The 26,865-nt window shown below is 57.8% G+C and carries 23 protein-coding genes; 11 read left to right on the forward strand and 12 right to left on the reverse strand.

Features of this window, described 5'->3' with window-relative positions; all coding sequences use genetic code 11:
* The first annotated feature begins 18 nt into the window (after window positions 1-18).
* A complete protein-coding gene (locus QP868_RS09305; protein WP_284926288.1) occupies window positions 19-1,254 on the forward strand; it encodes an amidohydrolase in 1,236 nt (411 codons plus the stop codon).
* A 39-nt stretch (window positions 1,255-1,293) separates the two neighbouring features.
* Window positions 1,294-2,715: an amidase gene (locus tag QP868_RS09310; protein WP_284926289.1), complete on the forward strand. Its 1,422-nt coding sequence runs from the start codon at window positions 1,294-1,296 to the stop codon at window positions 2,713-2,715.
* Between the two features lie 280 nt (window positions 2,716-2,995).
* Here the strand turns inward: QP868_RS09310 and QP868_RS09315 are convergent, their stop codons facing one another.
* Window positions 2,996-4,177, reverse strand: a complete 1,182-nt coding sequence (locus tag QP868_RS09315) for a phosphotransferase family protein (protein ID WP_284926290.1) — start codon at window positions 4,175-4,177, stop codon at window positions 2,996-2,998.
* On the reverse strand, window positions 4,174-4,974 hold the full coding sequence (locus QP868_RS09320; protein WP_284926291.1) for an SDR family oxidoreductase: 801 nt from the start codon (window positions 4,972-4,974) through the stop codon (window positions 4,174-4,176). Before QP868_RS09320 ends, QP868_RS09315 begins: the two co-directional genes overlap by 4 nt.
* 240 nt (window positions 4,975-5,214) lie before the next feature.
* On the opposite strand from QP868_RS09320, the gene QP868_RS09325 reads away from it, so the two are divergent.
* From QP868_RS09325 to QP868_RS09335, 3 genes are all read left to right on the forward strand, one after another.
* Window positions 5,215-5,847, forward strand: a complete 633-nt coding sequence (locus QP868_RS09325) for a TetR/AcrR family transcriptional regulator (RefSeq protein WP_284926292.1) — start codon at window positions 5,215-5,217, stop codon at window positions 5,845-5,847.
* 249 nt (window positions 5,848-6,096) lie between these two features.
* The gene (locus QP868_RS09330; protein ID WP_284926293.1) at window positions 6,097-6,336 is read left to right on the forward strand and encodes a type II toxin-antitoxin system Phd/YefM family antitoxin; all 240 of its coding nucleotides are present in this window, start codon (window positions 6,097-6,099) and stop codon (window positions 6,334-6,336) included.
* Between the two features lie 201 nt (window positions 6,337-6,537).
* Window positions 6,538-7,359 (forward strand): crotonase/enoyl-CoA hydratase family protein, encoded by an 822-nt coding sequence (locus QP868_RS09335; protein WP_284926294.1) that lies wholly within the window; start codon window positions 6,538-6,540, stop codon window positions 7,357-7,359.
* A gap of 79 nt (window positions 7,360-7,438) precedes the next feature.
* On the opposite strand, the gene efeB is transcribed toward QP868_RS09335, so the two are convergent.
* The 8 genes from efeB to QP868_RS09375 all read right to left on the reverse strand — a co-directional run bounded on the left by efeB (window position 7,439) and on the right by QP868_RS09375 (window position 15,670).
* Complete coding sequence (efeB, locus tag QP868_RS09340) at window positions 7,439-8,746, reverse strand: iron uptake transporter deferrochelatase/peroxidase subunit (protein WP_284926295.1); 1,308 nt, start codon at window positions 8,744-8,746, stop codon at window positions 7,439-7,441.
* Window positions 8,746-9,996 (reverse strand): iron uptake system protein EfeO, encoded by a 1,251-nt coding sequence (efeO, locus tag QP868_RS09345; RefSeq protein ID WP_284926296.1) that lies wholly within the window; start codon window positions 9,994-9,996, stop codon window positions 8,746-8,748. Before efeO ends, efeB begins: the two co-directional genes overlap by 1 nt.
* 45 nt (window positions 9,997-10,041) lie before the next feature.
* Entirely contained in the window at window positions 10,042-11,046 is a 1,005-nt protein-coding gene (gene efeU / locus QP868_RS09350) for an iron uptake transporter permease EfeU (protein WP_284926297.1), read from the reverse strand.
* A gap of 252 nt (window positions 11,047-11,298) precedes the next feature.
* Window positions 11,299-12,105 (reverse strand): amino acid ABC transporter ATP-binding protein, encoded by an 807-nt coding sequence (locus QP868_RS09355; RefSeq protein ID WP_284926298.1) that lies wholly within the window; start codon window positions 12,103-12,105, stop codon window positions 11,299-11,301.
* Window positions 12,098-13,024: an amino acid ABC transporter permease gene (locus QP868_RS09360; protein WP_284926310.1), complete on the reverse strand. Its 927-nt coding sequence runs from the start codon at window positions 13,022-13,024 to the stop codon at window positions 12,098-12,100. The genes QP868_RS09355 and QP868_RS09360 overlap by 8 nt, the downstream gene beginning before the upstream one ends.
* A complete protein-coding gene (locus tag QP868_RS09365) occupies window positions 13,024-13,965 on the reverse strand; it encodes an ABC transporter substrate-binding protein (RefSeq protein WP_284926299.1) in 942 nt (313 codons plus the stop codon). Before QP868_RS09365 ends, QP868_RS09360 begins: the two co-directional genes overlap by 1 nt.
* 23 nt (window positions 13,966-13,988) lie before the next feature.
* Window positions 13,989-14,822: a nitrilase-related carbon-nitrogen hydrolase gene (locus QP868_RS09370; RefSeq protein WP_284926300.1), complete on the reverse strand. Its 834-nt coding sequence runs from the start codon at window positions 14,820-14,822 to the stop codon at window positions 13,989-13,991.
* Entirely contained in the window at window positions 14,822-15,670 is an 849-nt protein-coding gene (locus tag QP868_RS09375) for a substrate-binding domain-containing protein (protein WP_284926301.1), read from the reverse strand. The genes QP868_RS09370 and QP868_RS09375 overlap by 1 nt, the downstream gene beginning before the upstream one ends.
* A 205-nt stretch (window positions 15,671-15,875) precedes the next feature.
* Here QP868_RS09375 and QP868_RS09380 point away from each other — a divergent pair, with 205 nt between their 5' ends.
* Window positions 15,876-17,258, forward strand: a complete 1,383-nt coding sequence (locus tag QP868_RS09380) for an aminotransferase-like domain-containing protein (protein WP_284926302.1) — start codon at window positions 15,876-15,878, stop codon at window positions 17,256-17,258.
* Window positions 17,259-17,440: 182 nt separating this feature from the next.
* Window positions 17,441-18,376, forward strand: a complete 936-nt coding sequence (locus tag QP868_RS09385; protein WP_284926303.1) for a 3-hydroxyacyl-CoA dehydrogenase NAD-binding domain-containing protein — start codon at window positions 17,441-17,443, stop codon at window positions 18,374-18,376.
* 17 nt (window positions 18,377-18,393) lie between these two features.
* Here QP868_RS09385 and QP868_RS09390 read toward each other — a convergent pair whose 3' ends face one another.
* Window positions 18,394-22,056 carry a bifunctional proline dehydrogenase/L-glutamate gamma-semialdehyde dehydrogenase gene (locus QP868_RS09390; RefSeq protein ID WP_284926304.1) on the reverse strand — a complete coding sequence of 1,221 codons (3,663 nt, stop codon included), beginning with the start codon at window positions 22,054-22,056 and terminating at the stop codon, window positions 18,394-18,396.
* A 385-nt stretch (window positions 22,057-22,441) separates the two neighbouring features.
* On the opposite strand from QP868_RS09390, the gene QP868_RS09395 reads away from it, so the two are divergent.
* From QP868_RS09395 to QP868_RS09410, 4 genes are all read left to right on the forward strand, one after another.
* Window positions 22,442-23,203 (forward strand): SDR family NAD(P)-dependent oxidoreductase, encoded by a 762-nt coding sequence (locus QP868_RS09395; protein WP_284926305.1) that lies wholly within the window; start codon window positions 22,442-22,444, stop codon window positions 23,201-23,203.
* A 165-nt stretch (window positions 23,204-23,368) separates the two neighbouring features.
* A complete protein-coding gene (mgtE, locus tag QP868_RS09400) occupies window positions 23,369-24,733 on the forward strand; it encodes a magnesium transporter (RefSeq protein ID WP_284926306.1) in 1,365 nt (454 codons plus the stop codon).
* Between the two features lie 52 nt (window positions 24,734-24,785).
* Entirely contained in the window at window positions 24,786-25,826 is a 1,041-nt protein-coding gene (locus tag QP868_RS09405) for a threonine aldolase family protein (RefSeq protein WP_284926307.1), read from the forward strand.
* Between the two features lie 7 nt (window positions 25,827-25,833).
* Window positions 25,834-26,247 carry a hypothetical protein gene (locus tag QP868_RS09410; RefSeq protein ID WP_284926308.1) on the forward strand — a complete coding sequence of 138 codons (414 nt, stop codon included), beginning with the start codon at window positions 25,834-25,836 and terminating at the stop codon, window positions 26,245-26,247.
* 104 nt (window positions 26,248-26,351) lie between these two features.
* Here QP868_RS09410 and QP868_RS09415 read toward each other — a convergent pair whose 3' ends face one another.
* Window positions 26,352-26,696 (reverse strand): YceI family protein, encoded by a 345-nt coding sequence (locus QP868_RS09415; RefSeq protein WP_284926309.1) that lies wholly within the window; start codon window positions 26,694-26,696, stop codon window positions 26,352-26,354.
* Window positions 26,697-26,865 lie beyond the last annotated feature (169 nt).

Raw genomic sequence — 26,865 nt, forward strand, 5'->3', positions numbered from 1 at the left:
CTGACACAAGGAGAAGACATGCCAGCAACGACCTCGGCCATTATGAGTCAGGTTCCGGAGTTCGCAGACTATTTTGTGGAACTCTACAAAGAGTTTCACCAACACCCAGAGCTATCGATGCGGGAAACGTGGACAGTAGAACGCATCGAACAGGAGTTGAAGTCCTACGGCCTCGAAGCCACCCGCGTGGGCGGAACTGGCACGGTAACGATGATCGAAAACGGGGACGGGCCTACCATCGGGTTCCGCGCCGACACTGATGGTCTCCCCATGGTTGAGAAAACGGGCGTGGATTGGGCGTCAACCGTAACCACCTCGGACACGGACGGAAACAAGGTGGGTGTCATGCACGGATGTGGCCATGACACCCACATCACGTGTGCACTACTCCTAGCAAAGCTCATGCACGAAAACCGTGACGATTGGGCGGGCACACTCATCATTATTTTCCAACCCGGTGAAGAAATCGGAGCAGGTGCCAACGCAATGGTCGAAGACGGCCTGTGGGAAAAATTCCCCAAACCAGAAGCCATTTTCGGTCAGCACATTTGGCCCGGACTGGCCGATGAAGTTACCTTGTCCCACGGCACCGCAATGTCCATGGCAGACTCACTCAAGGTCACCGTGCACGGCAAACAGGCTCACGGGTCGCAACCAGAAAACGCAATTGACCCAATTGTGCTTGGGGCACACATGGTCACGCGACTACAGACCGTGGTTTCCCGGGAAGTCGCAGGCTCAGACATGGTGGTGCTCACAGTGGGCACGTTCAATGCAGGCACAAAAGAGAACATCATTCCCGAAACTGCAACATTCAAACTGAACATTCGCACACAGGACGAAGCCGTCCGTGAACGCGTGCTAGAAGCAGTGGACCGCATTCTGAAAGGCGAAGCGATTGCCTCGGGGGCACCGGAACCAACAGTTGAGCCGATGTACCGTTTCCCCCGTTGCGATAACGACGTGCAACTGGCAAAAGACCTTGAACAGAGCTTCCGCGAATCGCTAGGCGAAGACAAGGTCAACGTCAGCGGGCCAGCTACCGGGTCTGAAGACTTTGGCATTTTGGGCGACTCCGTTGACGTGCCATACGTGTTTTGGTTCTGGGGCGCGTACTCGGACGCAAAATACAAAGGTCCCGGCGGTGTTGCAGGAAACCACTCACCGTTCTTTGTCACAGATGTACCAGAGCAGTCCTTAACAACTGGAATCAAAGCCGGTCTCACCGCAGTTCTATCCCGATTGGGCAAGTGAACTGCGCGCAAAAGACCCCACTAGAACCCAAGAAAACCCATGGATACCTATACCTACACCTCACTCCGCGACACCGCCCAGGCACTGAACCGCAAAGAGGTCAGCGCAACGGAGCTGGTGAACGCGCATTTCGCTCGGATTGACGCGATCAACCCCCAGGTCAACGCCGTGGTGACGCTCGATCAAGACCGCGCACGCCAAACCGCACAACAGATCGACAACGACCGCGCCTCGGGCAAAACCTTGCCCCCGCTCGCAGGTGTCCCCATGACCCACAAGGACACTCACGAAGTGGCGGGCATGCGCACAACCTGGGGCTCCCCCATCTACAAGGACTACGTTTCTCACGCCGATGACCTCATCATCGCCCGCATGCGCGATGCCGGCATCATTCCCACCGGGAAGACCAACGTGCCAGAATTCGCCGCCGGCGCTCACACGTTCAATCCCGTTTTTGGCACAACGGTGAACCCGTACAACACGGCGAAGTCGGCGGCCGGTTCGTCAGGTGGTGCGGCCGTGGTGATCGCGGCAGGGGTTCAGGCAGCCGGCGACGGGTCTGACATGGGCGGATCGTTGCGCTTCCCTGCGTCGTTTAACAACATCGCGGGCCTGCGCCCATCGAACGGATGGCTCCCGCACCTAGCCCCCAAGAACCCGTACGGCTGGATTGCCCAGTCGGGCTTCATGGCTCGCGAGGTGGCCGACATTGCCCTTCTCATGAAGCTCACCTCGGGCCCGCACCCTGCCGGTCCTGTGGCTGTTCCGCCCGGGTCCTCGACGGCATGGGATGACGCCTTCACGGCAGAAAACCTCACAGGCGTGCGCGTCGGATTCTCCACTGATCTGGGCGGCCGGGTGCAGGTTGATGCGCAGGTGCGCCAGGTTATTGACGCCCAGGCCGAGGTGTTCGCAGGCTTGGGCGCTCACGTCACCGATGCGTGCCCTGATTTGGATGTGGCTCGCCGTTTGTTCAGGCTTGAGCGAGCATTTGAGTTCGCTTTTGGATTCCGTGAAGCCTATGAATTGCACGGCGACTTAATGAAGGAATCGCTACGCACCAACATCGAAGCCGGTTTGGCAATGACACCTGACGAGCACTTTGAGCGCGTGCGTTTGCGCGGTCTCATGTGGCCTGCCCTTGCGGAGTTCTTTGACACGCATGACGTGTTCGTGTGTACGACGTCTCAGGTTCTGCCATTTGATGCTTCGGAGGAGTTCCCCACGCGCATCAATGGTGAAGCTATGGAGGACTATTTGTCGTGGATGGAGTCAGCCACGTTGATTTCTGCAACTGGTTGCCCCGCTATCAGTGTTCCTGCCGGGTTCAGCGCGGATGGTTTGCCGGTTGGTGTGCAGATCGTGGGACGCCCTGGGGCTGATGCACATGTTCTGCGAGTTGCGGCTGCCTATGAGGCTGCGACGAAACACGCGTGGCACCACCCGCAGCTGCAGGTGTAACACCACAAACATCACGCCCGCCTAAGCCCGAAGGCCACATGCATTTTGGCTACAGTCCAGAAATTGGACTGTATCCAAAATGCCCCTTTTCACCCTAAATTAGTGATCCACGCCATACTTTTTGGCAGTTTTGGCTACACTCGGGCCTCAAAATCGAACTGGACTGTATCCAAACGACTTTCTAAGCAAAGAGCTCCGCACGATTTAGCCAAACCCACACAGCGCAAAGTGAGCGAGACTACGCAATATAACGCGTAGTCTCACTCACTTTGCGCAGTACTTACACCCACTCAAGCCCGCGGACGGCCAGCTGCGGAACTCCTTGCTCCAACCTCGGCGCAAAATCGTCACCGGGACGTTCGCCAGCCTTCCACCGGGTGAACATCGCCTCGAGGAACACGCACGACTTGAACAGCGCCAATGCCTTATACCAGTCGATCCGGGACAGGTCAGGGGCGCTGCCTGACACCTCGGCGACCTCAGCGCTATAGCGCTCCACCACCTGGTCTGGGGACAGATACCCTTCCGAAGTGGTCACCCGCGACAGCTCCATGACAGTCATCTCTCGGCCGCCGGGTTGCCCGGCACCGGGCTCAGCATAGGTCGCGAGGAAGTACCCCAGGTCGGCCAGCGGATCACCCAGCGTGGCCATCTCCCAGTCCAGGATCGCCATGACGTCCGGCGCCCCAACTGGCCGCACCATCACATTGCCCAGCCGGTAGTCCCCGTGCACAACGGCGTGGCTTTGTGAGGTGGGGATGTCGGCGGCAAGGCGACGGCCCAGCTCAACCACATCGGGCACCTCGCGCTTGGAGTTGACCTCCCACAGGCGCGTAAACGTGGCCACCTGACGCTCCAGGTATCCCTCCGGCTTACCCAAGCGAGCCACATCGGGGTCTTCCACGTCCACCGAATGCAGTTTCACCAGCGAATCCACGAACGACTCCATGACGTGCGCGCGATCCGCAGGCGTGGTGACGTTCGCGGGCTCGGAGGAATCGATGACGAACCCATCCAGGAACTCCATGATGTAGAAGTTCACGCCCAGGATCGACTCGTCTTCACCCACCGCCAAAATCTTTGGCACCGGGACGCCCTGCGCGGCGACGGCCTGCTGCACGCGCGCCTCGCGCACCATGTTGTGCGTGCCCTTGGGCAGTGGCGGACGGGGCCCGCGCCGCAACACGAACTTCTCCCCACCGCGCGACAACACGAACGTGATGTTGGACTGCCCGCCGCCCACGCGCTCCCACTCGACGGGGCCTGCACCCAGGCCATGTTCGTCCAAGAACGCTTCGATCCGGTCTAGCACCAGCACTGGGGCGGCGGATCCGGTGGGGACGCCGTCAAAGGTGGGAACGACCTCGGCCGAGGTGGCACCAGGCTTCTCCGAGGTGTCCGCCTTTTGTGCAGATTGGTTGGCTGCTGGCGTGTTCTGCGGGTTTGAGGTGGTGTCGCTCATGCTGTGCCTCCTGCTGCGGTGAGGCCGCCGTCGACCAGCAGCACCTGTGCGGTGATCCAGCTGGCGTTGTCAGAGACGAGGAATGCGACGGCTTGGGCGATGTCGGCCGGTACTCCCAGGCGGGCCATGGGGTAGGCGCTTGCGACTTCTTCTTCTTTGCCTTCGTAGAGGGCTTTTGCGAAGTCGGTTTTGACCACGGCGGGGGCGACTGCGTTGACGCGGATGTCGGGCCCAAGCTCCACGGCAAGTGTGCGGGTCAGGTGCGATACAGCCGCCTTGGTGACACCGTAGAAACCGATTCCGGGCGGAGGCGTTTCACCGGCGACGGACGACAGGTTCACAACTGAGCCCTTGCGCTCGCGGAACTTCAGGTCCGGGTGCTTCAGCGCCGCCTGCACCCACGCCAGTTGCGCGAGCACGTTGACTTCGAAGATTTTGCTGGCGGCACCCAGGTCCAAGTCTTCAAGCTTGCCGTAGATCGGGTTGATGCCAGCGTTGTTGATGAGGATGTCCAGACCGCCGAACTCTTTAGCGGCGGTGTCAAGAACCTGGGCACGGTGTTCGGGGTCGTGGGCTTTTCCGGCGATTCCCAGGGCGGAGCCTCGCGGCATTGTGCTCACGGCCGCGTCAAGGTTTTCTTGGCCGCGCGCAGTGATGATGACGCGAGCGCCCTGTGAGACCAGTTCCTGCGCGATCGCCAAACCAATTCCGCGGCTACCGCCTGTAACGACCGCGACCTTCCCGGCCAGAGCGTTTGAGTCGCCTGCAGCGCTTGAGCCGTTTGAAGCGTTGTCCATTGCAAATCTCCCTTGTTTTGCTGTGCCTGGCGTGGGTGCGCCCGCGGGGGTGGGTGCGGAAACACTCCACTCCAGCTACACTGATCGACCAGACACTACACCGATCGATCGCTCGGTGTCCTTCAAATACTTATACTCTGACCATTAGGGCGATTCCTTGTCAACCGACGATTACCAGTCAAACACCTCGGAACCACCCCGCAGAGTCCCACTCACAGTTACACTCCGATCGAGAAATGCATGAATACCGAAGCCAGCCCCAACAAAGCCAACCCACCCGCCATGTGGCGCGACTACAGTGACAACCCGTGGACCCCAGTACAGGGGGCGGCGCTTAGGTGCTTTGCACGGGCTGGCTACCACGGCACGTCGATTCGCAGCATCGCGACGGAAGCGAACCTGTCCGTGCCTGGGTTGTATCATCACTGGCCATCCAAACAGGCAATCTTGCAAGCACTCCTTGCTCAGGGCATGGAAGAGCTGTGGTGGCGCACCGAGCTTGCACGCGAAGAAGCTGGGGACGATCCGTTGGCCCAGTTCACCAACGTCATGAACTGCATGCTGTGGTTCCACACCGTGCGCAAAGACGAATCACTGGTCAACGCTTCAGAAATCAGGTCATTGGATGCTGAAGGTTTAGCGGCGCACCGGAAAGATCGTTTACGGCAGCAGAAGCAGATCGACGACATTGTGGTCGCCGGAGCCAAGGCAGGAGTGTTCACCACACCTTACCCGCTCGATGCGTCACGAGCCGTGGTGTCTATGTGCGTTTCGGTTGCCTCGTGGTTCCAGCCCGACGGCGAACTGACCGCAGCCCAAGTTGTGGACCGCTACACGGATTTATGCCTACGCACCGTGGGGGCCGTTCGGTAAGTCGGTGAGCACACCGGGGGCTTAAGTGAAGCTTCACGGTGGTTTTGTCTACAACCCAACGCGCTTTGCCCGGAGAGGTGTAGAGTAACTCGCCGATTTTGGGCCAAAAACGTGAACAAAACGAACAAAAGTGGTGTTTACTCTACACGCCGGTTCGAGGTTTGTAGAGTAATGTGGCTCCGCGTCGATCGTCGCTGAAAGAGTTACTGCATAATTGGTTGCACAGCGATCTGTTTGAGGAGCACCCACATGAAAGCGATGAGCTATACGGAATCACGCGCAAACTTCGCAAAGGTTCTAGACGCCGTCGTCAACGACCGCGTAGAAACGATCATCACGCGTTCCGGCCACGAGCCCGTCGTGATCGTTTCCCTCACTGAGTACGAATCGTTACGTGAAACTGCGCATTTGCTTGGAACACCGGCCAATGCCCGCCGCCTACTTGACTCAGTCGAAAGGCTTGAAGAGCGCGACCAGGCGAAGGCATGACCTGACCGAATGACATGAGTCGGCACACCGTTGACACGCGCGGCTGATTCGCGAACCCTAGCCGGGCCCTCACAAACTGGCCCACACCTCGGCACCAAACCCGCGTCACCCCATACACTCTGTGAGACAGCGCACACAAAAATAGCTCGGGGCGCAACTCACCGCATAGGCTGGACGAAACCCTCGATCGAAGGAGATCCAATGACCCAGAACGAAAACCCAGCGACCACCTCGGCAGACGCCCCTGCAACCAACGCAGAAAACCAGGTAGTCCTCACCGAGGTCGTTGACAACGTCCTCGTCATCACCCTGAACCGTCCCGAGGCCAAGAACGCCGTCAACAAGGACGTGGCCCAGGGTGTCGCCGCCGCGATTGACCGCTTCAACGACGATGACGCACTGGCTGTGGCCGTGATTACGGGGGCTGGTGGGACGTTCTGTTCGGGCATGGACCTCAAGGCGTTCGTGCGCGGGGAGTCCCCGTCCGTTGAGGGTCGCGGGTTTGCAGGCCTGACCGAGGCGCCCCCAGCCAAGCCGCTCATCGCAGCTGTCGAAGGGTTCGCGTTGGCGGGCGGGTTTGAGACCATGCTGGCGTGCGACCTCGTGGTGGCCGCGGATAACGCTAAGTTCGGGCTTCCCGAGGTGAAGCGCGGTCTGGTTGCTGCGGCAGGTGGCGTGTATACGCTTCCGGAACGCACGCACCGGGCGATCGCAATGGAGATGGCACTGACCGGTGACCTCTACCCCACCGAGTTTGTGGCCGGTCACGGGCTGATCAACCGGGTTGTTCCCGCAGGTCAGGCACTGGAAGGTGCGCTTGAACTGGCTCGTACGATCGCGGCTAACGGGCCGTTGGCGGTGCGCACGTCCAAGCAGATCATCGTGGAATCCGCTGACTGGGCAAGCGACGAAAAATCGGCCAAGCAGGAACCACTCACACGCGACGTGTTCAACTCGCACGACGCGATCGAAGGATCAAAGGCGTTCGCTGAAAAGCGTGCACCTCGCTGGACTGGTAAGTAAAGGCATTGCCGACAGGCGGGCTGACGGGCAGGGACCCGCAGCCCGCCCCAACAGGCAAGCCCTTCGCCAAGCATCGCCCCTACGCTTCCAGAAGCGACTGCCCCACATACCCGTCTGAGCCCGCTCCCGGCGGAATCAAGAACACGCCAGAACCTGTGGTCTTGAGGTATTCCACAAACATTTCGTCGCGTGACATATTGCTGTGCACGTGCGCGAACCGACCGGGGTCGTTGACGAACGCAATGAAGAACAGTCCTGCGTTCAAGCGACCCTGGTCGTCGTTTCCGTCGACAAAGTTATAGCCGCGACGCAACATGCGGATACCCCCGTTGTTGTCTGGGTGTACGCGCGCCACGTGGGAAGTCTCTTCCACTAACGTGCGACCTCGGCTGTCGAGTTTATGGAAGTCCACGGGCGTGAACTCGTCTCCACCGGAAAGCGGGGCACCGTCGTGTTTGAACCGCCCGGTGACGCGCTCCTGTTCGGCGAGTTGGAGCGTGTCCCACACTTCGATGGTCATGTTGATACGCCTGGCAACCAGGTAACTACCACCGTGAGCCCAGGCAGGACCGGAGTTGATCCACACGTGCTCGTCCAGTGCTGCCGTGTCCTCCGCTTTAATGTTTGCCGTTCCGTCCTTTTGCCCAAAGAGATTTCGCGGAGTCTCCTGACTACGGGTGGTCGAGGATGTGCGCCCAAACCCCAGCTGCGACCACTTGATGCGGGTCTTGCCCACGCCTATCCGCGTGAGGTTTCGGATCGCGTGAACTGCCACCTGCGGGTCGTCCGCGCACGCTTGGATGCACAGATCACCGTCGGAGCGTTTAGGGTCTAGGAAATCATTGGTCATGACGGGTAGATCAATGAATTCTTTTGGCATGTGTTTGTGCAGGCCAAAGCGGTCTTTGCCATTAGCGGTGACAAACAGCGAGCGCCCAAACCCAAACGTCAGCGTGAGGCCGGCGGGGTCCAGACCGAATGCTTCACCTGTGTCATCGGGTGGAAAGTTGGGGCCGCCCCCAAAAGCACCGCGCGCTGAAACCTCGCCACCTATGACCAAGCGACGCGCGGCTTCGGTCCACTCTTCGAGGAGTTCAATCAGGTCTTCACGCGTGGCCCCGTCTGTGAGGTCAAAGGCCGCGAAGTGCATGCGGTCTTGTGCTTCGGTGGTGATTCCTGCCTGGTGATCACCTTCGAACGGGAAAGTCTTTGGCGCCGAGGTGGTGGGCACCTGTGCGCGTTCGCGTCCCCACGCGAACCCGGACACCCCTCCCAGAGCGAGCCCGGCCGCGCCGGCGCCCATGGCGCCGAGCAACCCGCGGCGGCCCACACCTCGGGCAGACTCTGGTGTTTCCTCTTCACCATTTTGTTCCTGGTGTTCGACCATTACTTGATCTCCAAAACCGTTCCAGTCAGCTTGGACAGCGGTTCGCGCAGTTCGTCGATCTGGTGGGTGAGTTCGGCCTGCTGTTCGGCGGTGACGGTGTCGTAACTGACGAAGCCTTCGTCCAGGTTGCCGTATTCGCCCAGCAGCTTGTTGAGCTCGCCGTACTCTTGCTCGATGTCTTTGACTAGTTGCTCACCTTCGGAGCCTTTACGTTCTGCAATGGGCTTGACCAGGTCAAACGCAATCTTCGAGCCTTCTACGTTGGCAGCGAAGTCGTAGAGGTCGGTGTGTGACCACCAGTCTTCTTCACCTGTCACCTTGCTGACGGCAACTTCTTCGAGCAGGCCGGAAGCTCCGTTGGCAACGGTTGCAATGTTGATCTGCTGGTCTTCGATGAAGTTGTCCGCGTCCACGGTTTCGCGCAACTTGTGCACATCTTTTTTGAGGGTGTCCGCGATTCGTTTCCGGTCTTCGGGGCTGGACGTCTTCCACCCGTCGAATGCATCAGCACCATCTGCGTTCTTGTCGCCCTTCTTGGGTGGGAAGAGGTCTTTTTCCATTCGGTGGAAGCCCAACCATTCGGTGAAGGTGGGGTCGTCCTTTTTCAGAATGTCGGCTTCGGCCAGGTAGTCGACTTCGCGGTAGTCGATGCGGGGGTCCAGCACACCCAAAGCCTCAGCAATCGGTTCGATGCGTTCGTAGTGTGTGCGGGTTGTGGCGTACAGTTTCCGCGCTTGTTCGTCATCTCCCTTTGCGTAGGCGTCAGCGAATTCGCCCACTTTTGGTTCAAGTTCGGCGACTTCGTTCTTCACGAACGCGATGTAGTCCTTTACCGCTTTGTCGAACAGTTCTTTGTCTTCGCCGGAGACTTCGACGGGTTCGCCGGTGACGGTAAATTTAGCTTCGCCAACGTTCTCACCGCGCAGTCCGGGTTTGCACGCGGTGAAGTAGGTGCCGGGTTGCAGCGAAACTGACAGTGTAGCTTCTGAACCGGGCGCAATGTTTTCCTTTTCGGCGACAATCCGCAGTCCGTCTTCACCCAGCAGATAAAACTCGGTGACGATGTCTCCCTCGTTTTTAATGGTGAATTCGCGGGTTCCCGACTCAGCCGTGTCGGCTGACACTGCGCATTCTGTGTTCGTTGCTTTTACGTTGAGTGCGCCGTCGGTTGCGTTGGGTTCACACGCGGCTAGGGCTGTGACAGCGAGTGCTAGAACAGGCACTGCAGACATGCGGGCAATCTTTTTCATGGTTGTCTCCTTGCTGGTTAAAACGGGTGTGGATGGTGCGCCCATTTAGGGGGTGGGGGCTGGTTGAGGGTTGGTGCCCGAGGTGTCCGCCACCGGACGCGTGTGTGGATCCTCATGCGCACTGGCGGTTGCCACCTTCGCCGAGGTGGTGTGCTTGTTTTCGCGGGCTCGTCGAATAAATCTGGGAATCACAAGGGCCATGTAGACGAACCATGCGAGCACTTCGAGCCAAGACATTTGCGGAACGAAACCGACTGTTCCTTTGAGGAAGGTGGCGAGCACGCCGGACGGGTCGATCACATCGGAGACGTTGAATGCCCAACCGAACGGAAAGGCGGCTCCCCAGAACGGGTAGGTGAAGAATCCGGTGAGAACTTCGCCGGTGCGTGGGTGTGTGGGGGTGATGGGCGCTCCTGAAAATGGCCCGGGGAGCACTGCGGCTTCTTGCAGGTCATGGATGCCGTATGCCAGCACTCCGCCGGCGACCACGATGAGGGCCGCTCCGGACCACGTGAAGAAGGTACTCAGGTTGAATCGAATGAGTCCTTTGAAGAGTGCCCAACCGAGCACGACCGCAAGAGTGACTCCAACGAACGCTCCAATGATAGCCAGTGGGTTGTTGACCCACCCCCACAAAATGATGGTGGTTTCGATTCCTTCGCGGGCTACGGAAACGAATGCAACAGCGAAGACTGCGAAGCCTACGCTCATGCGACGAGCGCGTGCCTTTTCGATGTCACCTTCGAGTGCGGCCCTCATTTTCTTGCCTGCGCTCATCATCCAGAAGATCATTCCGGTGATCATGATGACTGCCAGGATCGACATTGATCCGCCGATGATTTCCTGGGTCTTAAATGACAAGCGAGAGTGCCCAAACGTGCTGACTGCGCCTATTACTGCGGTGAGTACGACAGCAATGGCCACTCCGCTCCACATGTGGCGGATGGTTTCGCGGCGGCCGAGTTTGCCAAGGTATGCAATCAGGATGCCGATAATGAGCGAGGCTTCGAGGCCTTCGCGCAGCCCAATTAAAAGTGACGCTAGAAACATTGAGATCCGAACTCGTGATTGTGAGTGTACGAGTCCGGGGACTCGCAACAGCAAGTATTTAGTTAAGGTTGGCCTTTCTTATTTAGGTAAGGCTCACCTACAATACCATGAAATTTCTGCGCCCTTCGCTTACACGTTTCAGGACGTAGATTGGGAGTATCCCTGGCGAGGCGATGCGTGCGGTAGGTAAACACGCTAAAGGGCGCCATGGTGTTTACCATGGCGCCCTTCACTATTGCTCAGATGTTCCCGTTATAAGAACCGCTTCAGGAACTCTCTTGTCCGTGCATGTTGCGGATTGTCAATAACTTCCTCTGGGGGTCCTTGCTCAACGATTACGCCACCGTCGATAAAGACCACGCGGTCAGCTGCTTCACGCGCGAACGCTATTTCGTGAGTCACAACTACCATCGTTAGGCCACCCTCTGCCAGAGCGCGCATCGTGCTTAGCACCTCGCCGACTAGCTCGGGGTCAAGCGCAGACGTCGGCTCATCGAACAACACGAGAGCAGGATCCATTGCTAAAGCTCTTGCAATGGCTACACGCTGTTGTTGACCACCAGAAAGTTGCTCAGGGTAAGCATCCTCACGCCCTGCTAAGCCCACCATTTCAAGAAGTTCTGAAGCCCGCTTGTTTGCGCTACTTCGCTTCTGCCCTAGTACACCCACAGGGCCCTCAGTAATGTTTTGAGCGACTGTCATGTGCGAGAACAGATTGAACTGTTGAAACACCATGCCAATACGGGCACGTCGCCGGGCTAGTTCACGTGGCGAAAGTTCGTGAAGACGACCGTTTTTGACCGTATAACCGACGTCTTCACCATTGACAAGGATTCTTCCCCCGTCTGGTTGCTCGAGAAGATTTATGCAACGGAGAAACGTAGACTTACCTGACCCAGAAGGGCCAAGTATGACTACGGACTCACCTTCAGCCACTTCAAGGTCAATCCCCTTGAGAACTGTTGCATCACCAAAACTCTTCTGCACATTAATGGCAGCAAGAACAGGGGAACCATCGCCAGAGCGGGTAGCTTCACGTGATTTCATGCTGTTAGGCATCGACCGTTTTCTCCTTGTTCCTACTAAAGATACGACCGAATGAAGATTGCCAGCCTGACGCGGACTTCGGCAGATCCGATTTACCATAGTGGCGCTCAATGTAGTGTTGACCAACGTTCAAAATAGACGTCACCACTAAGTACCAAATACACGCCACAATAAGTAACGGAATTGTCTGGAACGTGCGGTTGTAAATTGCTTGCGCCGAATACAGCAGGTCTGCAAGAGCAATGACGCTCACTAGTGCCGTACTCTTCACCATAGAAATCACTTGATTGCCTGTAGGTGGAATAATGAACCGCATCGCTTGGGGCAATATGATCCGCCTAAAGCTCCTGAACGGCGACATCCCTAAAGCAGCGGCAGCCTCACGTTGGCCCTTCTTAACCGACAGCAACCCACCGCGAATAATCTCAGCCATCAGAGCAGCTTCATTCAACCCCAAGCAAAGAATTGCAGCTAGAAACGCCGTGACAATTCTATTGGTAGGAGCTTCGACAAATGTTGGACCCCCAAAAGGCACACCAATAGCAAGAACGGGGAAGAGCGCCGAAAGGTTGTAGAAAAAGATCAACTGAATCAGCGTTGGAGTCCCGCGAAAGAACCAAATGTAAAAAGCAGCGAGTGGCTTCAGCACCGGATTATTGGACATTCTGCAAAGAGCAAGAAGAATTCCAAGCAGGATACCTATAGTCATCGCAATTACGGTCAGAAGTAACGTCACTCCCAGACCGCGCATGATCGACTTCTCGAAGAGGTACAACGCGACAATATCCCAACCGAAATTTGGGGTTGTAAACAGTAGGTATACAACTTGAGCCGCGAGAATCAATGCAACGAGAGCCCCAACAATCTGCCAAGGATGTTGCTTTTTTCGAGCGTTACTGATGTCCAGGGTCGTCGACTTGTCAGTCATCATCACTTCGCCAAGTTAATGCCGGGAGTGTCGAGCTTGTTTCCGTCGAGATCCCACTTGTCCATGATTGCGTCATACGTGCCGTTTTCGTGAAGTTCTTTAAGACACTCCAAGATGACGTCAGTGAGCTCAGAATCTTTCGGAACCATGATGCCTTGGTATAGGTCATCAAAGCCGTTTTGGGACTCTGTTCCTACAAGTTCGAGCTTTCCGTCCGACTCATTGACGAAGTAAGTGAGTGGTGCGCGTGATGAAAAGAAAGCATCTGCGCGACCGGACTGCACGGAAAGAATAGCGCTCGGCTGGTCCTTGTAGGACTGAACTTCGAGTTTTTCCTTTCCGTCACTCTCACACTTCGACGCCTGCTCTTTGATCACGGCTTCTGCCGATCCGCCAGCCTGCACAGCGACCTTGGTGCCACAAGTAGTGTCTAGACCGTCGATTTCATGCGGATTACCTTTTGGAACCGCAAAAACCACATACTCCTGAACCCAGTCGATAAACGTTGCTTGCTCTTGACGCTCCGGGAAATCGCCGGTTGGACCGATACTCAGATCGTAACGGCCAGCCTCCATACCTGTAAGTACGCTCGCTAGCCCGTCAATCGTTTTGTGCTTGATCTGCACATCGAGCATTTGACCCAAAGCCTCTGCCAAGTCAGCACTTGCCCCGGTTACCTTGTTTTCGCCATCCACAATTGTGTAGGGCGGGAATGACCCGGTATTCACTGACGTAATCGAACCCGCCTCCAAGATATCCTCAGGAAGCTGATTGCGAAGCTCTTCGTTCACTTCTTGCTTCTGAATTTCACCACCCGTGTTCTTGTCCGTATCAGACGAATTCACCTTTGATTCATCGACTGTGCAGCCAGCTACTACAGCTAGTGCGGCAACTACCGAGAGTGCCTTCCAGATCGATTTACGTGGCTTCGTGTTTGTAGTCACGGCTTGCTCCCTTCCCTGGTTGCCTAGTTACGGCAATTGTTTTTAATAGGTGTGAAACGTAAAGAAAAGCGTCGGTGTTCAAGCACAGGAAGCTTGGTGCGGACGTCTTGCAGATGCTGTTTGCGAAGATCTGCTACGGCAAGACTCGTTACCTCTGTGCATGCAGCGAGTGACGAACCTAAGGGGTCGACGATCTTCGAATTTCCGACACAGGAAGGACCTGATTCGTCTGAGGCCACAACAAAAACTGTTGCGTCGAGTGCTCTGGCTGACACAAGGGTCGCCCACTGAAATTCTTTGGTTCGTCCAACTGCCCAGGCGGCGGGTAGAGCGATAACCTCTGCGCCACGATCTGCTAGGTCTCGAGCCTGCTCTGGAAAACGAACGTCGTAGCATGTCATCAGCCCAACCGAGAAGCCGTCCACCGTGATAATTGGTGCAAGTTGATCACCTGGCTGGACGTTGTCAGACTCAACTGCCCCAAAAGCGTCGTACAGGTGTAGTTTCCGGTAGACGTCGATTATCTGCCCGTCACGGAGAACCACCAGGGTGTTGAAAGGTCGTTCTTCATCTGAACGTTCATGCACACCAAAGACAACTGTCACACGCTTGTTACGGCTGTGATCACGCATCGCAGCGACGAAGGGACCTTCAAGTGGTTGTGCTGCTTCTCGAATTTTTTCTTTTCGATCAATGAATCTCGTCATAATACCTTCAGGCAAGACGAGAAGTTGAACACCGTTGCTTTCAGCTTCATCAATAAGTCGGCCAGCTACTGAAGCATTGGTTTCCCAGTCCTCCACTACTGGAAACTGCCCAACAGCAGCACGCAATACTTCGTTATTCCGTGACGTCATTAATCTCCACACTCCCCATCTAGTGCAAACGGAAAAAGTTCGGATAGAGACGGAACTTGCCCGACTAATCCCTGTTCCTGCATATGACAGATGAAGTCAGCCAACATGCGCTCATTTGCCTTCAGCCCTATTGGGCTAGCATCCGAAATGCCAGTGCCGTCGAAGAGATCAATTGCCTGGTTAAGCCACGGTGTAACATCTTGGAGTTTGCGATGACGCTTTGACGCTATTTGTGCTGACTCGCTGAACATCCGGCCGAGTTCACGAGGCACATCCGGTGAAGTCTTCAGCAGTTGCGCGCGAACTCCGAGGATATGTATTCCGGGAATGTACTGCTTCTCTTCGAGGAACTGCTTTTCTGCTTCAACAACATCGTTAAAAAGCAAACGCATTTGACTATTTGGCGAAGAAAAGTTGGGTGGCAAGAACGGGGTGAAAACTGCATCGAGTTCGCCATCGGCTAATGCATCCACCATAGGTTTTTCATCCGAGACCACAGAGAAACGTGCGTCTGGCACCACACCATCGAAGCGGTCGACAATTGGGTGATCAGCTGTCAGCCTGCCAACAGTCCATCGAATTTCAGCAAGGTCCACGTTTGCTTCCGTGAGAAGCGCGCGCGTCCATGTGTTTCCTGAGTCTGGCCAGCCGGTGACACCGATGCGTGCACCTTCTAAATCACGCAGACTGTATAAGTCCGACGCTGAACTCACGATCATGCACCTGTGGCGGAATCCGCGCATCACAAAGATTGGCAATCCAACTATGCTGTCATCGCCTTCAGCTCTGCGGCGCACATACTTGCTCAACGAAGTCTCGCCAGCATCAAACTGCGAGTCAGTCCACAAGTTTGGAGTTTGCTCCAACCTGGCCAGGTTCACTGCGTGCCCCATAGTCGGTCGCACATCGCCCAGCGCGATCGGAAAAACGTGGTCCCATTGACGAGTACCAACCGTTACCAAACTCAACCATCGCTCCTTTCATCGAGCGCTCGCGCATAAACGTGATTGGGACAACATTAAGTTCAGCACGTCAGAAAAACAATGATTAATATTGTTTCTGAACAAAGGAGTGCATTGGATGCAAGAACAAGACGACATCACAGCTATCGAAATTGCCAATTCACTCGTGGAAGCATCTGCTAGTGGCATTTCGGCAACTGTCGTGAAACTTATCCGCAGTGGAAAAATCACCACGGGCACGCGCCTCCCGAAAGTACGTGACTTGGCGCGTGAGTTGCACGTAAGTAGTGCGACCGTATCGGCAGCCTGGAAAAATCTGCGCTCGCGGGGTTACATCGATGGAACCGGGAGACAGGGGTCCTGGGTATCCTCCGCGGCTCCCCGGATCGGCCCACGCAGGTTTGACTTCTTATCGAACTATCTTCCAGACGGCGCGGTTGACATGACTTATGCAAGCCCCGACCCACACCTTTTGCCTGATTTACGTCAAGCGTTTTCATACGCTTTAAATATTGATCCTGAACTCCACAGTTATACGCGACAAGCCATTACCCCAGCTCTTCAAAGAGCTATCGCCCCACACTGGCCTTTCAAAGCACAGCAATGGCTTGCGGTGAGTGGCGGTTTCGAAGGACTTCACCTGCTTTTACAAGGCATTTCGTCGCCTGGTGAAAAGTATGCTGTGGCGGACCCAGCGCCACCACGAATTCTCGACATTCTAGACCGCTGTGGGCTACGACCAGTACCTGTGGAGACAGACAAACACGGACCTTCACCTTCTTCTCTTGAACAAGCGCTAAATGGTGGAGTGGCTGGATTCATCTACGAACCTCGGTGCAGTTCTCTTCTAGGCGTTTCGATTACGAACAATCGTCGCGAGGAACTCGTTCCTATACTCAGAAAGCATGAAGCCATAGTCATTGAGGACGACGGGGCCGGTGACATTTCCGAAAAACCGCTACTGAGCTTAGGGACCTTCCTCCCTCAGCAAACGGTCCTTATCCGAAGCTTTTCAAAGGCTTACGGACCTGATCTGCGGATTGGCGTCATGGGTAGTGCCAACCCCCGCCCCATTGAGTTAGCGCGCGAGACATTGAAATTTGGAGCTGGCTGGGTGAGTCGAATCCTACAGAATAGTCTGGCGCATCTGATCGCCGATAAAGAGTCAATACGTACGGTTTCTGTAGCGCGTGAAACGTATGGACGGCGCAGGACACTACTGGCTCGCGCACTCACTGAAAGAGGAGTCTCTCCTCTATCTCACGACGGTTTAGTGATGTCTGTTCCCGTCCTGAGTGACGCACGATCACAGCTTGTACTGGCAACCCATGGATATGCAGTAACAACTTCAGAACTCACTCGAATTAGTCATAAGCAACCGTTCATTCGCCTAACCGTGGGAGTTCTAAGCGAAGAACAGCTATTAAAAGCAACCGACGCGATTGCCCTAGCCGCGAGTGCCCCCGCAGTGTAGGTCTTCGTTCAAGTCGCCTTCGCAGATTAAGCAATGAGACAAGCCTCTTCCGCACATCTCAAGGCGTAAAGTGGAAGTACCGCCCACATAGCGGGTCGCATAATCTCGGAGTTCTATAGCCCGGTTGTACAAAAGCGTTCATACAGACTGGTTCGGCCCGCCCCCATCCAAAAGGAGTTGTTGTGAAGAAAATCGCTGTTGTAGGTTTCGGAGTCATCGGTCAATCGTGGGCACGTCTATTCGCCAAGAACGGGCTTGAAGTCACGGTCTCTGACGTTCGTGAGGACCTCGACCAGGTCATCACCAACATCAACGCAGACCTCCCCGACGACGCGCAACTCACAACCGCGCCCCTCGAGGAAGCCGTTAAAGACGCCGACCTCGTACAAGAATCCGGCCCCGAACGCGAACAGATCAAAAAGGACCTGTACGCAACCATGACGCAGGCAGCTAAAGACACCACGATCTTCGCTTCTTCGTCCTCGGGCATCCCTTCATCCGTTGTGGCACAGGACCTACCTGCCGACGTGGCCGCCCGCATCCTCATCGCCCACCCCTTCAACCCGCCAGAGCTCCTACCCCTGGTCGAAATCGTGCCCAACGACCACACCTCGGAAGACGTACTCAACACCGTCACCGACTTCTACACACAACTGGGCAAAGTGCCGGTCCGGCTCAACCGCGAAATCCCCGGATTCGTCATCAACCGCCTGCAGTGGGCAATCATGAAAGAAGCGTCCTACCTGGTCAAACAGGGAATCGTGAACCCAGCCCAACTGGACACCGCAGTGCGCAACTCAGTGGGTGTGCGCTGGGCGTCCGTAGGCCCATTCGAGGCATTCCACCAGGGCTCGGATCACGGATTCCGCGGCCTGGTAGAACACGTCTTGTCCACCTTTGACTCCTTCGACACCGAAGCCACCACGTTTGGCGACGACTCCTACACCCCCGTCGTCGAAGCCGTCGAAGAGTCCTACGGCACCACGGCAACACAAGAGTCAAAAACGGCCCGTGACCGTCGCCTCATCGCGGTAAGTGACGCCCTGACCAAGGCCGACGGCAACAACCGCCTCGCCGCAGTCACGGAAACCCAGAACCAAGCAGACGACGAAAACTAGCGGGGCGACCAACGCCTCTACCTCAGCCGCTTGGCTAGCTCCTGGAAGTCGCGGTCCGCGTTTCCAAACCGGTGCATGGTCATCGACACGGCCTGCTCGCGCACGTAGTACCGCTGCTCAACCCGGCCGCTCACGGTCACCGGCTCGGCGATCAGCGTGACGTTGATGTGACGCGCCGCCGCCTCAACCAGTTCCTGCGGCACGTCACCGATCATCCGCACGCGCACACCCATCGGGTCACTCACGGCATCCAGGCGCGCGGCGAACGTGGCAGCGTCACTGACGTCCACCTCGGGCGCCATCACACCGTCATCCACGCCCGCGCGAAGTTCCTCAATGACACCCTTGACCTGCGGGAACACGTCCTCATCCACTGACCATTCAATGGGCGCACCCACTCGCGCAGCCGCGAGCGCACACCGGCGCATCTGCGCCTCCAAGCCGGCCGTCACCTCAGCGGTTTCCCCTGCGGCCCCTGCAGCCCCGGCAGCTCCAGGAGTCCCAGCCCCCGCACCCACGCGCAGGACCACTGGGCAGGGCCGGTACCGCAGAATGTTCGCCTCGGACTCAAAACCGTTGGGGTCGTGTGCCACGCCAAACTGGGTGTCCCACGCCTCCCGGTCGCTTTCCAGCGCCCGATCCACCCACGCCGAGGTCGCCGCCGCCCCGTCTGTCCACGCGCCTAGCATCATGAGGTAGTTCGGGCCACCAGCCTTGGAACCAAGCCCCACCGTGGATTTCTTCCACCCGCCAAAGGGTTGCCGTTCCACAATGGCGCCCGTGATTGACCGGTTGACGTACAGGTTGCCCGCGTCCACACGGTCCAGCCACGTTTCGACCTCGGCGGTATCCAGGGAGTGAATCCCTGCCGTGAGCCCGTAGTCCACGGCGTTCTGGAGCTCGATCGCGTGGTCCAGCGAATCGGCACGCATGAGCCCCAGCACCGGACCAAAGCATTCGGTGAGGTGGAAGAACGACCCCGGCTTCACACCGGTCTTCACCCCCGGCGACCACAAGCGCCCGGAGTCATCCAGCTGCCGTGGCTCAACCAACCACTCTTCACCCTCCTCCAGCTGGGTGAGTGCGCGCAGGAGTTTTTCCGACGCATCTACCGTCAGCGGCCCCATCTCCGCACGCAGGTTCGTGGGCACGTCCACCACCAGCGACTGCGCGGCGTCAACCAGTTGCTTCCGGTAGCGTTCGGACTCATATACCGAGCCCACCATGATCCCCAACGAGGACGCTGAACACTTCTGCCCGGCGTGCCCAAACGCGGAATATACCAGGTCGGCCACGGCCAGGTCACGGTCCGCAGACGGGGTAATGACGATCGCGTTCTTCCCACTGGTTTCCGCGTTGACCTGCAAGCCGGAGCGGAACGACTTAAACAGTTCCGCCGTTTCCGAGGCACCCGTGAGGATCACCCGGTCGACCGCCTTGTGCCCAATCAGCGCCCGCCCCAGGTCGCCTTCCAGCGACGGCGCCAGCTGAAGCGCGGACTTGGGCACCCCGGCCTCCCACAGACATTCGGCAATGAGGGCGCCGCACCGCGCGACCGCCCCGGCCGGTTTGAGGATCGCCGAGGCGCCCACCGCCAACGCTGCCACCGCACCTCCCGTGGGGATCGCCACCGGGAAGTTCCACGGCGGGGTAACGATGACCACGCGGTCCGGTTCAAAGTGGACGCCGTCGCGTTCCTGGATGCGTTCGAGTTCGCACGCCTGCCGCGCGTAGTAGCGGATGAAGTCGATTGCTTCGGAGACCTCGGGGTCCGACTGCGCCAAGGTCTTGCCCGCCTCATGCGCCATGACGCTTAAGAACTGCCCACGTTTGGCGGCGAAGATGTCTGCCGCTCGGTCCAAGACTTCCAGCCGTTCCGCAGCACTCAGGGAACGCCATTCGTGCTGGTCACGGGCGGTTTCAACGCACCTGTTGACGTCCTCAACCGAGATAAAGGGTTCGGCTTGTGGCTGGTCTTCCAGCCAGCCTGGCGCGCTCGACTTTTCCATGAACTCCCGGACCCACGCCTGGTTGGCGGGCAGGGAAATGTCGGTATCGGGTTCGTTACGGAAGCTGGCGGGGCTCCCAGCCGCGCCTCTCCCAGCCTTGGCTTCCTTCCCCCGGTCCTGCTTCCGGTTGGGAGTGGGCGGCTCGCCTGCAGCCAACAACTCGCCGAGGTCGTTCACAGACGCGCGGAACCTCTCCTCTTCCTTCTGGAAGGCTGGGCTGCCGTTGGCGATCTCGAAAATTGAGGCCATGAAGTTCTGTGGCGAAGTGTTTTCTTCAAGCCTGCGCACCAGGTAGCTCACGGCGGCGTCGAACTGATCGGGATGGACTGCCGGCACGTACAGCAGCAGGTCACCCACGTCAGCCGAGATCACCTCGGCCTGCTTGGTAGCCATCCCCTGCAACATCTCAAACTCAACGCGGTCCGTGAGCCCGCAAGCCACGCTGAGCTCATGGGCGAACGCGATGTCGAACAGGTTGTGGCCGGCGACCCCTAAGCGCAGTCCGGCAGTGTTTTCCGGGGTGAGCGTCCAGTGGAGGATGCGTTTGTAGTTGGCGTCGGTGGCCTGCTTGGTGGGGTTGACGGTGAGTGGCCAGTTGGCGAGTTCTGCATGAACCCGCTCCATGGCGAGGTTCGCGCCCTTCACCAGTCGCACTTTGATTTCCGCGCCACCAGCCTCAACACGCGAGCGCGCAAACTCGCTCAAGCGCTGGATCGCGGGCAGGGCGTCCGGGAGATACGCCTGAATGACGATCCCGGCTGACAACTGGTGGAACTCTTCTTCCGACAGCAGGCGCATGAACACGTCAATCGTGAGGTTGAGGTCGTTGTACTCCTCCATATCGAGGTTGATGAACTTAGCGCCCCGGGCCGCTTCTTCCTCACTCCCCGCCTGCTCCATTGCCTGCCGGTACAGCGGGCGCAACCGGTCCACAACGTAGGTGACCGTTTCGTCATAGGACCACATGTTGATGCGGCTGGCCACGGACGACACCTTAATGGACACGTAGTCAACATCGTCGCGGGCCAGCAGATCGTGGGTCTGTTCCAAGTGGTTGTCGGCCTCTTCTTCACCCAAGACAGCTTCACCCAGCAGGTTGATGTTGAGCCTGTGGCCGCCACGTTTCAGGGTGGCCACGGTTTTGCCGAACTGCTCCGGGCGAGCATCCACCACCATGTGCCCCACCATGTTGCGTAGCCGGGCGCGGGCTGCGGGGATGACAAGGTCGGGCATCGCGGTGGCGAGCGCAGCACCTGCCTGGATCTGCGCGCGATCCGCAAGTGACATGCTCTCTGGGGTCAGGCGGGCCACTTCCGTGAGTGCGCGCGCGGCGGCTTTGGTGTCTTCGATTCGGATGACTCGGTCCACAAAACCGCTGGTGAATGGCAGCCCGTTGGGGTCAGACAGCACGGCGGCCAGGCGTTGTTCTTGTTTGAGCGCTTGAGTGCTTGCGTTCTGAGGTGAAGACCACCGAGGTGAGCCAGAGTTTGCCGCGTTCGTGGACTTGGGTGCGAGCCAGCCGGACTTGGCTGGTTTCGCTGTGGACAGTCGCAACCAGCGTCGCACCCGGTCAACGGCTTTGTTCGCGAGTGCATCCAGGTCTGTGTTTGTGGGTTCGCTCAATTCACTGTTGGCGTGATCAATTGGGACCTGTTGTGGGTCGCGCGGCATGTTTGGAGCGTGGTTCACAGTGCATCCTAACTGGGTCACTCACCCCGTTGAGCACCGCTCATGAGTAGGTCCTACCAGCGGTTTGACCAGCAGTCCTACCTGTGGGGATAAGCCTCCCGTATGTCGTTGATTCGCCATTAAATCGTTTGCTCGAACGTTCGGTTATCGTTCAGTTCTCCCAGGCTACCCCTCAACTCCGCAAATGTGGTGGAGTGGCGAAAGACTTTTCTCTGAGTAGTTGCCCAGATGGCGCAAAGCGAGCGAAACTACGCATTATATTGCGCAGTATCGCTCGTTTTGCGCCGTTTCGCCCACGCACCACCCCCAAAAACCCAGCCGCGATGGTAGCGTCAGAACTGGCATTGGACTGTATATAGGAGTAGCCATGACAACCCTGTCCAACCGTTCAATCATCATCACTGGCGCTGGTTCCGGAATCGGGCGAGCAATCGCCCAAGAAGCCGCCGCAGCTGGCGCCCACGTCATCGTTTCAGACCTCAACCAAGACACCGCTAACGAAACTGTCGAACTCATTCAGCAAGCCTCCGGGCAAGCAACCGCCGTCGCTGGTGACGTCTCCTCGCAGGAGGTCGTCGACCAGCTGGTAGCTGCTGCCACCTCGGCGGGCCCACTGCTGGGACTGGTCAACAACGCCGGAGTCATGGACGACTTCGCAGGTGCCGCAGAAACCACCGACGCCACGTGGGAACTGTGCATGCGCGTCAACGTGACTGCACCGTTCATGTTGACCCGCGCGGTTCTTCCACACCTGCTGGAGGCTGGTAAAGGTTCGATCGTGAATATGGGCTCCGAAGCCGGCCTGCGCGGAGGCGCTGCCGGAGCCGCGTACACATCGTCGAAACACGCGCTCGTGGGGCTCACCAAGTCCACGGCGTTCCAGTACGCGCGTCAGAACGTGCGCGTCAACGCGATCATGCCCGGCGGTGTGGAAACCAACATCATCGAAACGGACTACACCAAGCTCAACCAGGCGGGTCTCGCCGTGATGGGGCCACTGCACCAGACGGCAACCCGCATGGCCCAGCCAAGTGAAATTTCGGCCCTGGCAGTGTTCCTCCTGTCAGACGCGGCTTCTAACGTCAGTGGCGCAATCATTCCATGTGACGCAGGCTGGTCCGCAGGCTAAGGCCAAAACACAGCCCCAAACGAGCAAGACTACGCAATTTAACGCGCCGTCTTGCTCGTTTTGCGCCGTTTCATCCTAATGCCCTACACAAAATCGTCGCGGACGCCCACCCCCGCCCTCTCAACAGGCACATAAGATGAATGTGGTCCAGTGGGAGGAGCAGGCATGACAGTGGATATGCACGCTGCAATTGAACAGCTCGAAGACGAGCTCGCAAGCTCGCATCTTGACTCAGCGCACCTCGATGTCATTAATAGTCTTGCTAAACAGATTCCCACCCACGAACTGACGCGCCTGGTCAGCAACCGACCCATCGTGCAGTCGGCCGTACTGTTCCGGGTGCTTAAAAAAGATGAAGCCCTTGCCGTCTTCGAAAACCTCCCGCCCAGCTACCAGGCTGACTTAATCCAGGCGCTCCGCGGCCCCGATGTCGCCGAAATCATCGAAGGTCTGGACCCCGACGACCGCGCCGAACTCTTTGGCGAACTCCCCGCAATCGTCGTGAAGTCCATGATGAAGGGGCTGTCACACGACGAACGCACCAAAACGTCGATCGTGTTGGGCTACCCGCGTGAGGCGATCGGCCGTTACATGTCACCTGAGGTCCTGTCGCTCCACGACGACTGGGACGCCCGCCGCGCCTTAGAGGTCGTGCGGGAACGCATTTATGAACCGGAAACCGTGTACCTCCTGCCCGTCCTCGCCCGAGGTCGCACCCTAGCTGGCGTTGTGTCCTTGCGTACGTTGGTGGGGGCTTCACCTGATACACCTGTCACTGAGCTGATGCGTGAACCGTCGTCCGTTGAGGCCATGACTGACCGTGAAGATGCGGCGCGTAGCTTCTTGGATCAGCGGCTTATTGCAATGCCTGTGGTTGACGCTGAGAACCGCCTTTTGGGCATCCTGACCATGGATGACGTTCTTGACATTATTGACGAGGAAGACGCCGAGGACGCCGCCCGCGGATCTGGTTCGGAACCTCTGGACCGGTCCTACATGTCCTCGACCATCATGCAGATCGTCAAGAGCCGCATTGTGTGGCTGTTGGTGCTAGCTGTCTCAGCCGTCCTGACCGTGCAGGTGCTTGACCTCTATGAGGACCGCCTGGCTCAAGTGGTGGCCCTGGCACTGTTCATCCCGCTGCTCACGGGTACTGGTGGGAACGCTGGCAACCAGGCAGCAACCACGGTGACGCGCGCGTTGGCCGTTGGCGAGGTGCGTGTGCGTGACCTGATGATGGTGATGTGGCGCGAGGTCCGCGTGGGTGCCTCTCTGGGACTGGTGCTGGGAAGTCTGGGGTTCCTGATTTCTGGCGCCATTTACGGGTTCCAGCTGGGTTCCGTCATTGGGCTCACCCTGCTGTGTATCTGCACGATGGCCGCGTCCGTGGGCGGGCTCATGCCCATCCTGGCGAAAAAAGTTGGCGCCGACCCGGCCGTTTTCTCCAACCCGTTCATTTCGACATTTTGTGACGCAACAGGCCTCATCATTTACTTCACGATCGCTACTGTAATTTTGCGCCTGCACTAGTAACGTCGCGCCCGTACTAACCCGCCAACACTGACCCACCCAGGAGGAAACCGTGAAACAACTGCACAACAGCGAACTCGTTCATTTTGGGTCGGATAACTACGCGGGAGCCCACCCCGAGGTGCTCGAGGCTTTGAGTGTCGCCTCGGGCGGGCACGTGCCTGGGTACGGTGAGGACCCGTACACGGAGCGTTTGCGTGAGTGGACCCGCGAGACCTTTGGGCCAAATGCCCTCATCTTCCCCGTGTTCAACGGCACGGGCGCCAACGTCGTTTCGCTTGCCGCGCTCAACCCCAGGTGGGGGCATGTGATCGCGGCACCGTCGGCACACATCAACACCGATGAAACCGCGGCCCCTGAGTCTTCTGCCGGCCTCAAGGTCAAGCCGGCACCCGCCGTTGACGGCAAGCTCACCCCCGAGGCCGTCACCAGCACCCTGTCCAGCCGCGATTTCGTGCACGAGGCCCAAACCACCTCGGTCAGCGTGTCCAACTCCACTGAATTGGGCACCGTCTACCAGGTGGAGGAGTTCCGGGCCATCGCCGAGGTGGCCCACACCTCGGGCTTGTCTGTCCACCTTGACGGCGCACGGCTTGCGTGCGCGGCGGCCGCAACGGGGGCGGGGCTGGAGGAGCTGACTCGCGGCGCGGACGTGATCTCGTTGGGTGCGACCAAGAATGGCGCCTTGGGTGCAGAAGCGGTTGTGGTGCGCAATCCCGAGGCGGTTTCCGGCATTCAGTATTTGAATAAGTCGTTGTTGCAGTTGCCGTCGAAGGCGCGCTTCATTTCAGCGCAGTTGCTGGCGCTGTTCGATGGGGACTTGTGGTTGCGCAACGCCAAGCACGCGAACGCGCAGGCAGCGAAGTTGGCCACGGGGCTCTTAGAGGCTGGTTTTGATGTGCCGGTGAAGACGCAAGCGAACGCGGTGATCGCAAGTGTTGAGCCTGAGGTGGTGGAGCGCGTGCTGGCGCAGGGTGTGATTTTTTATGCGTGGCCGTTTGTGGAAAACGGGATTCGCCTCATGACCGCGTGGGACACTCCAGACTCTGCAATTGATGAGCTGATCAGCACTTTTGTTGCTGCTCGGGGTTAAGGACATCATGGCAGCACAGAATCATCCAGCTCACCAATCCACACCCATGTTTCACAGCTTTGAGGCGTCGGAAGAGCAACCGCTTGAGAACAAGTGGATGTACACGTTCGACACACAAAACTTCTACCAGCTCAAAAGCGCGTCACAGATCATGGACTTAATTCAGGGTCTGCAGCGCGACGCATTCCTGACCGTTGAGAACGTTCAAGACCCATCGCGCTTCACGCAATGCAAGCGCCAGGACAGTGGATTCATGGCTGAAGCAGCCATGCCTCACCAGCTCACCGGCTTTGGCGACAGCCCTGAACGTTTAGTTGTTTCCATGGCCACGTGCTACCAGATCATGTCCCACTACGTGACCACCAACGGGAGCGCACCAGCATTTGAATCGCTGTACACGTTCCCCATCGAAACGTATTAGCCACAAAAAGTGGGTCGGAGCGGCGTCACTGCGAGTGACCGGCCGCTACAACCCACCTACATGGCACTGACTGTGCGCCTTGGTTGGGCTATGCCGTGATTGACTCAGGCCTTGACGAGCTCTACGTCAATTTCCAGGTTGACCTTGTCTGCGACCAGCAGGTCGCCGCCTGGCATGGTGGCGCTGAAGCTCATGCCAAAGTCCTTGCGGTTGATCTTCGCGGTTGCTGATACACCGGTGATCTGGTTGCCGTTGGGGTCTTCGTTTGCACCCAGGAATTCAGCGTCAAAAACGACTTCCTTTGTCACGCCAAGCAAGGTGACCTCGCCCTTGAGCGTGAAGTCTGAGCCGTCGAAGTCTTCCACATTGGTGGATTTGAACACGATTTCTGGGTGTTCTTCGGTCTGGAAGAAGTCACCAGACTTCAGGTGCTCTGGAGTGCTCCCCATTAGTTGGACTGAGGAGGATCAGTTGTCTACTAGTGAGGAGTATTTCTTTGCGTGCAGATAGTACTTTGAGTGAGAGTCAGCGTGAAGAGCTGGTGGCCTTGTTTGAGCAGGGTTTTAGCTACGGTGCTGCTGCTAATCGTGTCGGGGTTCGTCATGGTCCTGCTCAGAA

It is taken from the genome of Brevibacterium sp. UMB1308A (genome assembly GCF_030230605.1).
Lineage (GTDB): Bacteria > Actinomycetota > Actinomycetes > Actinomycetales > Brevibacteriaceae > Brevibacterium.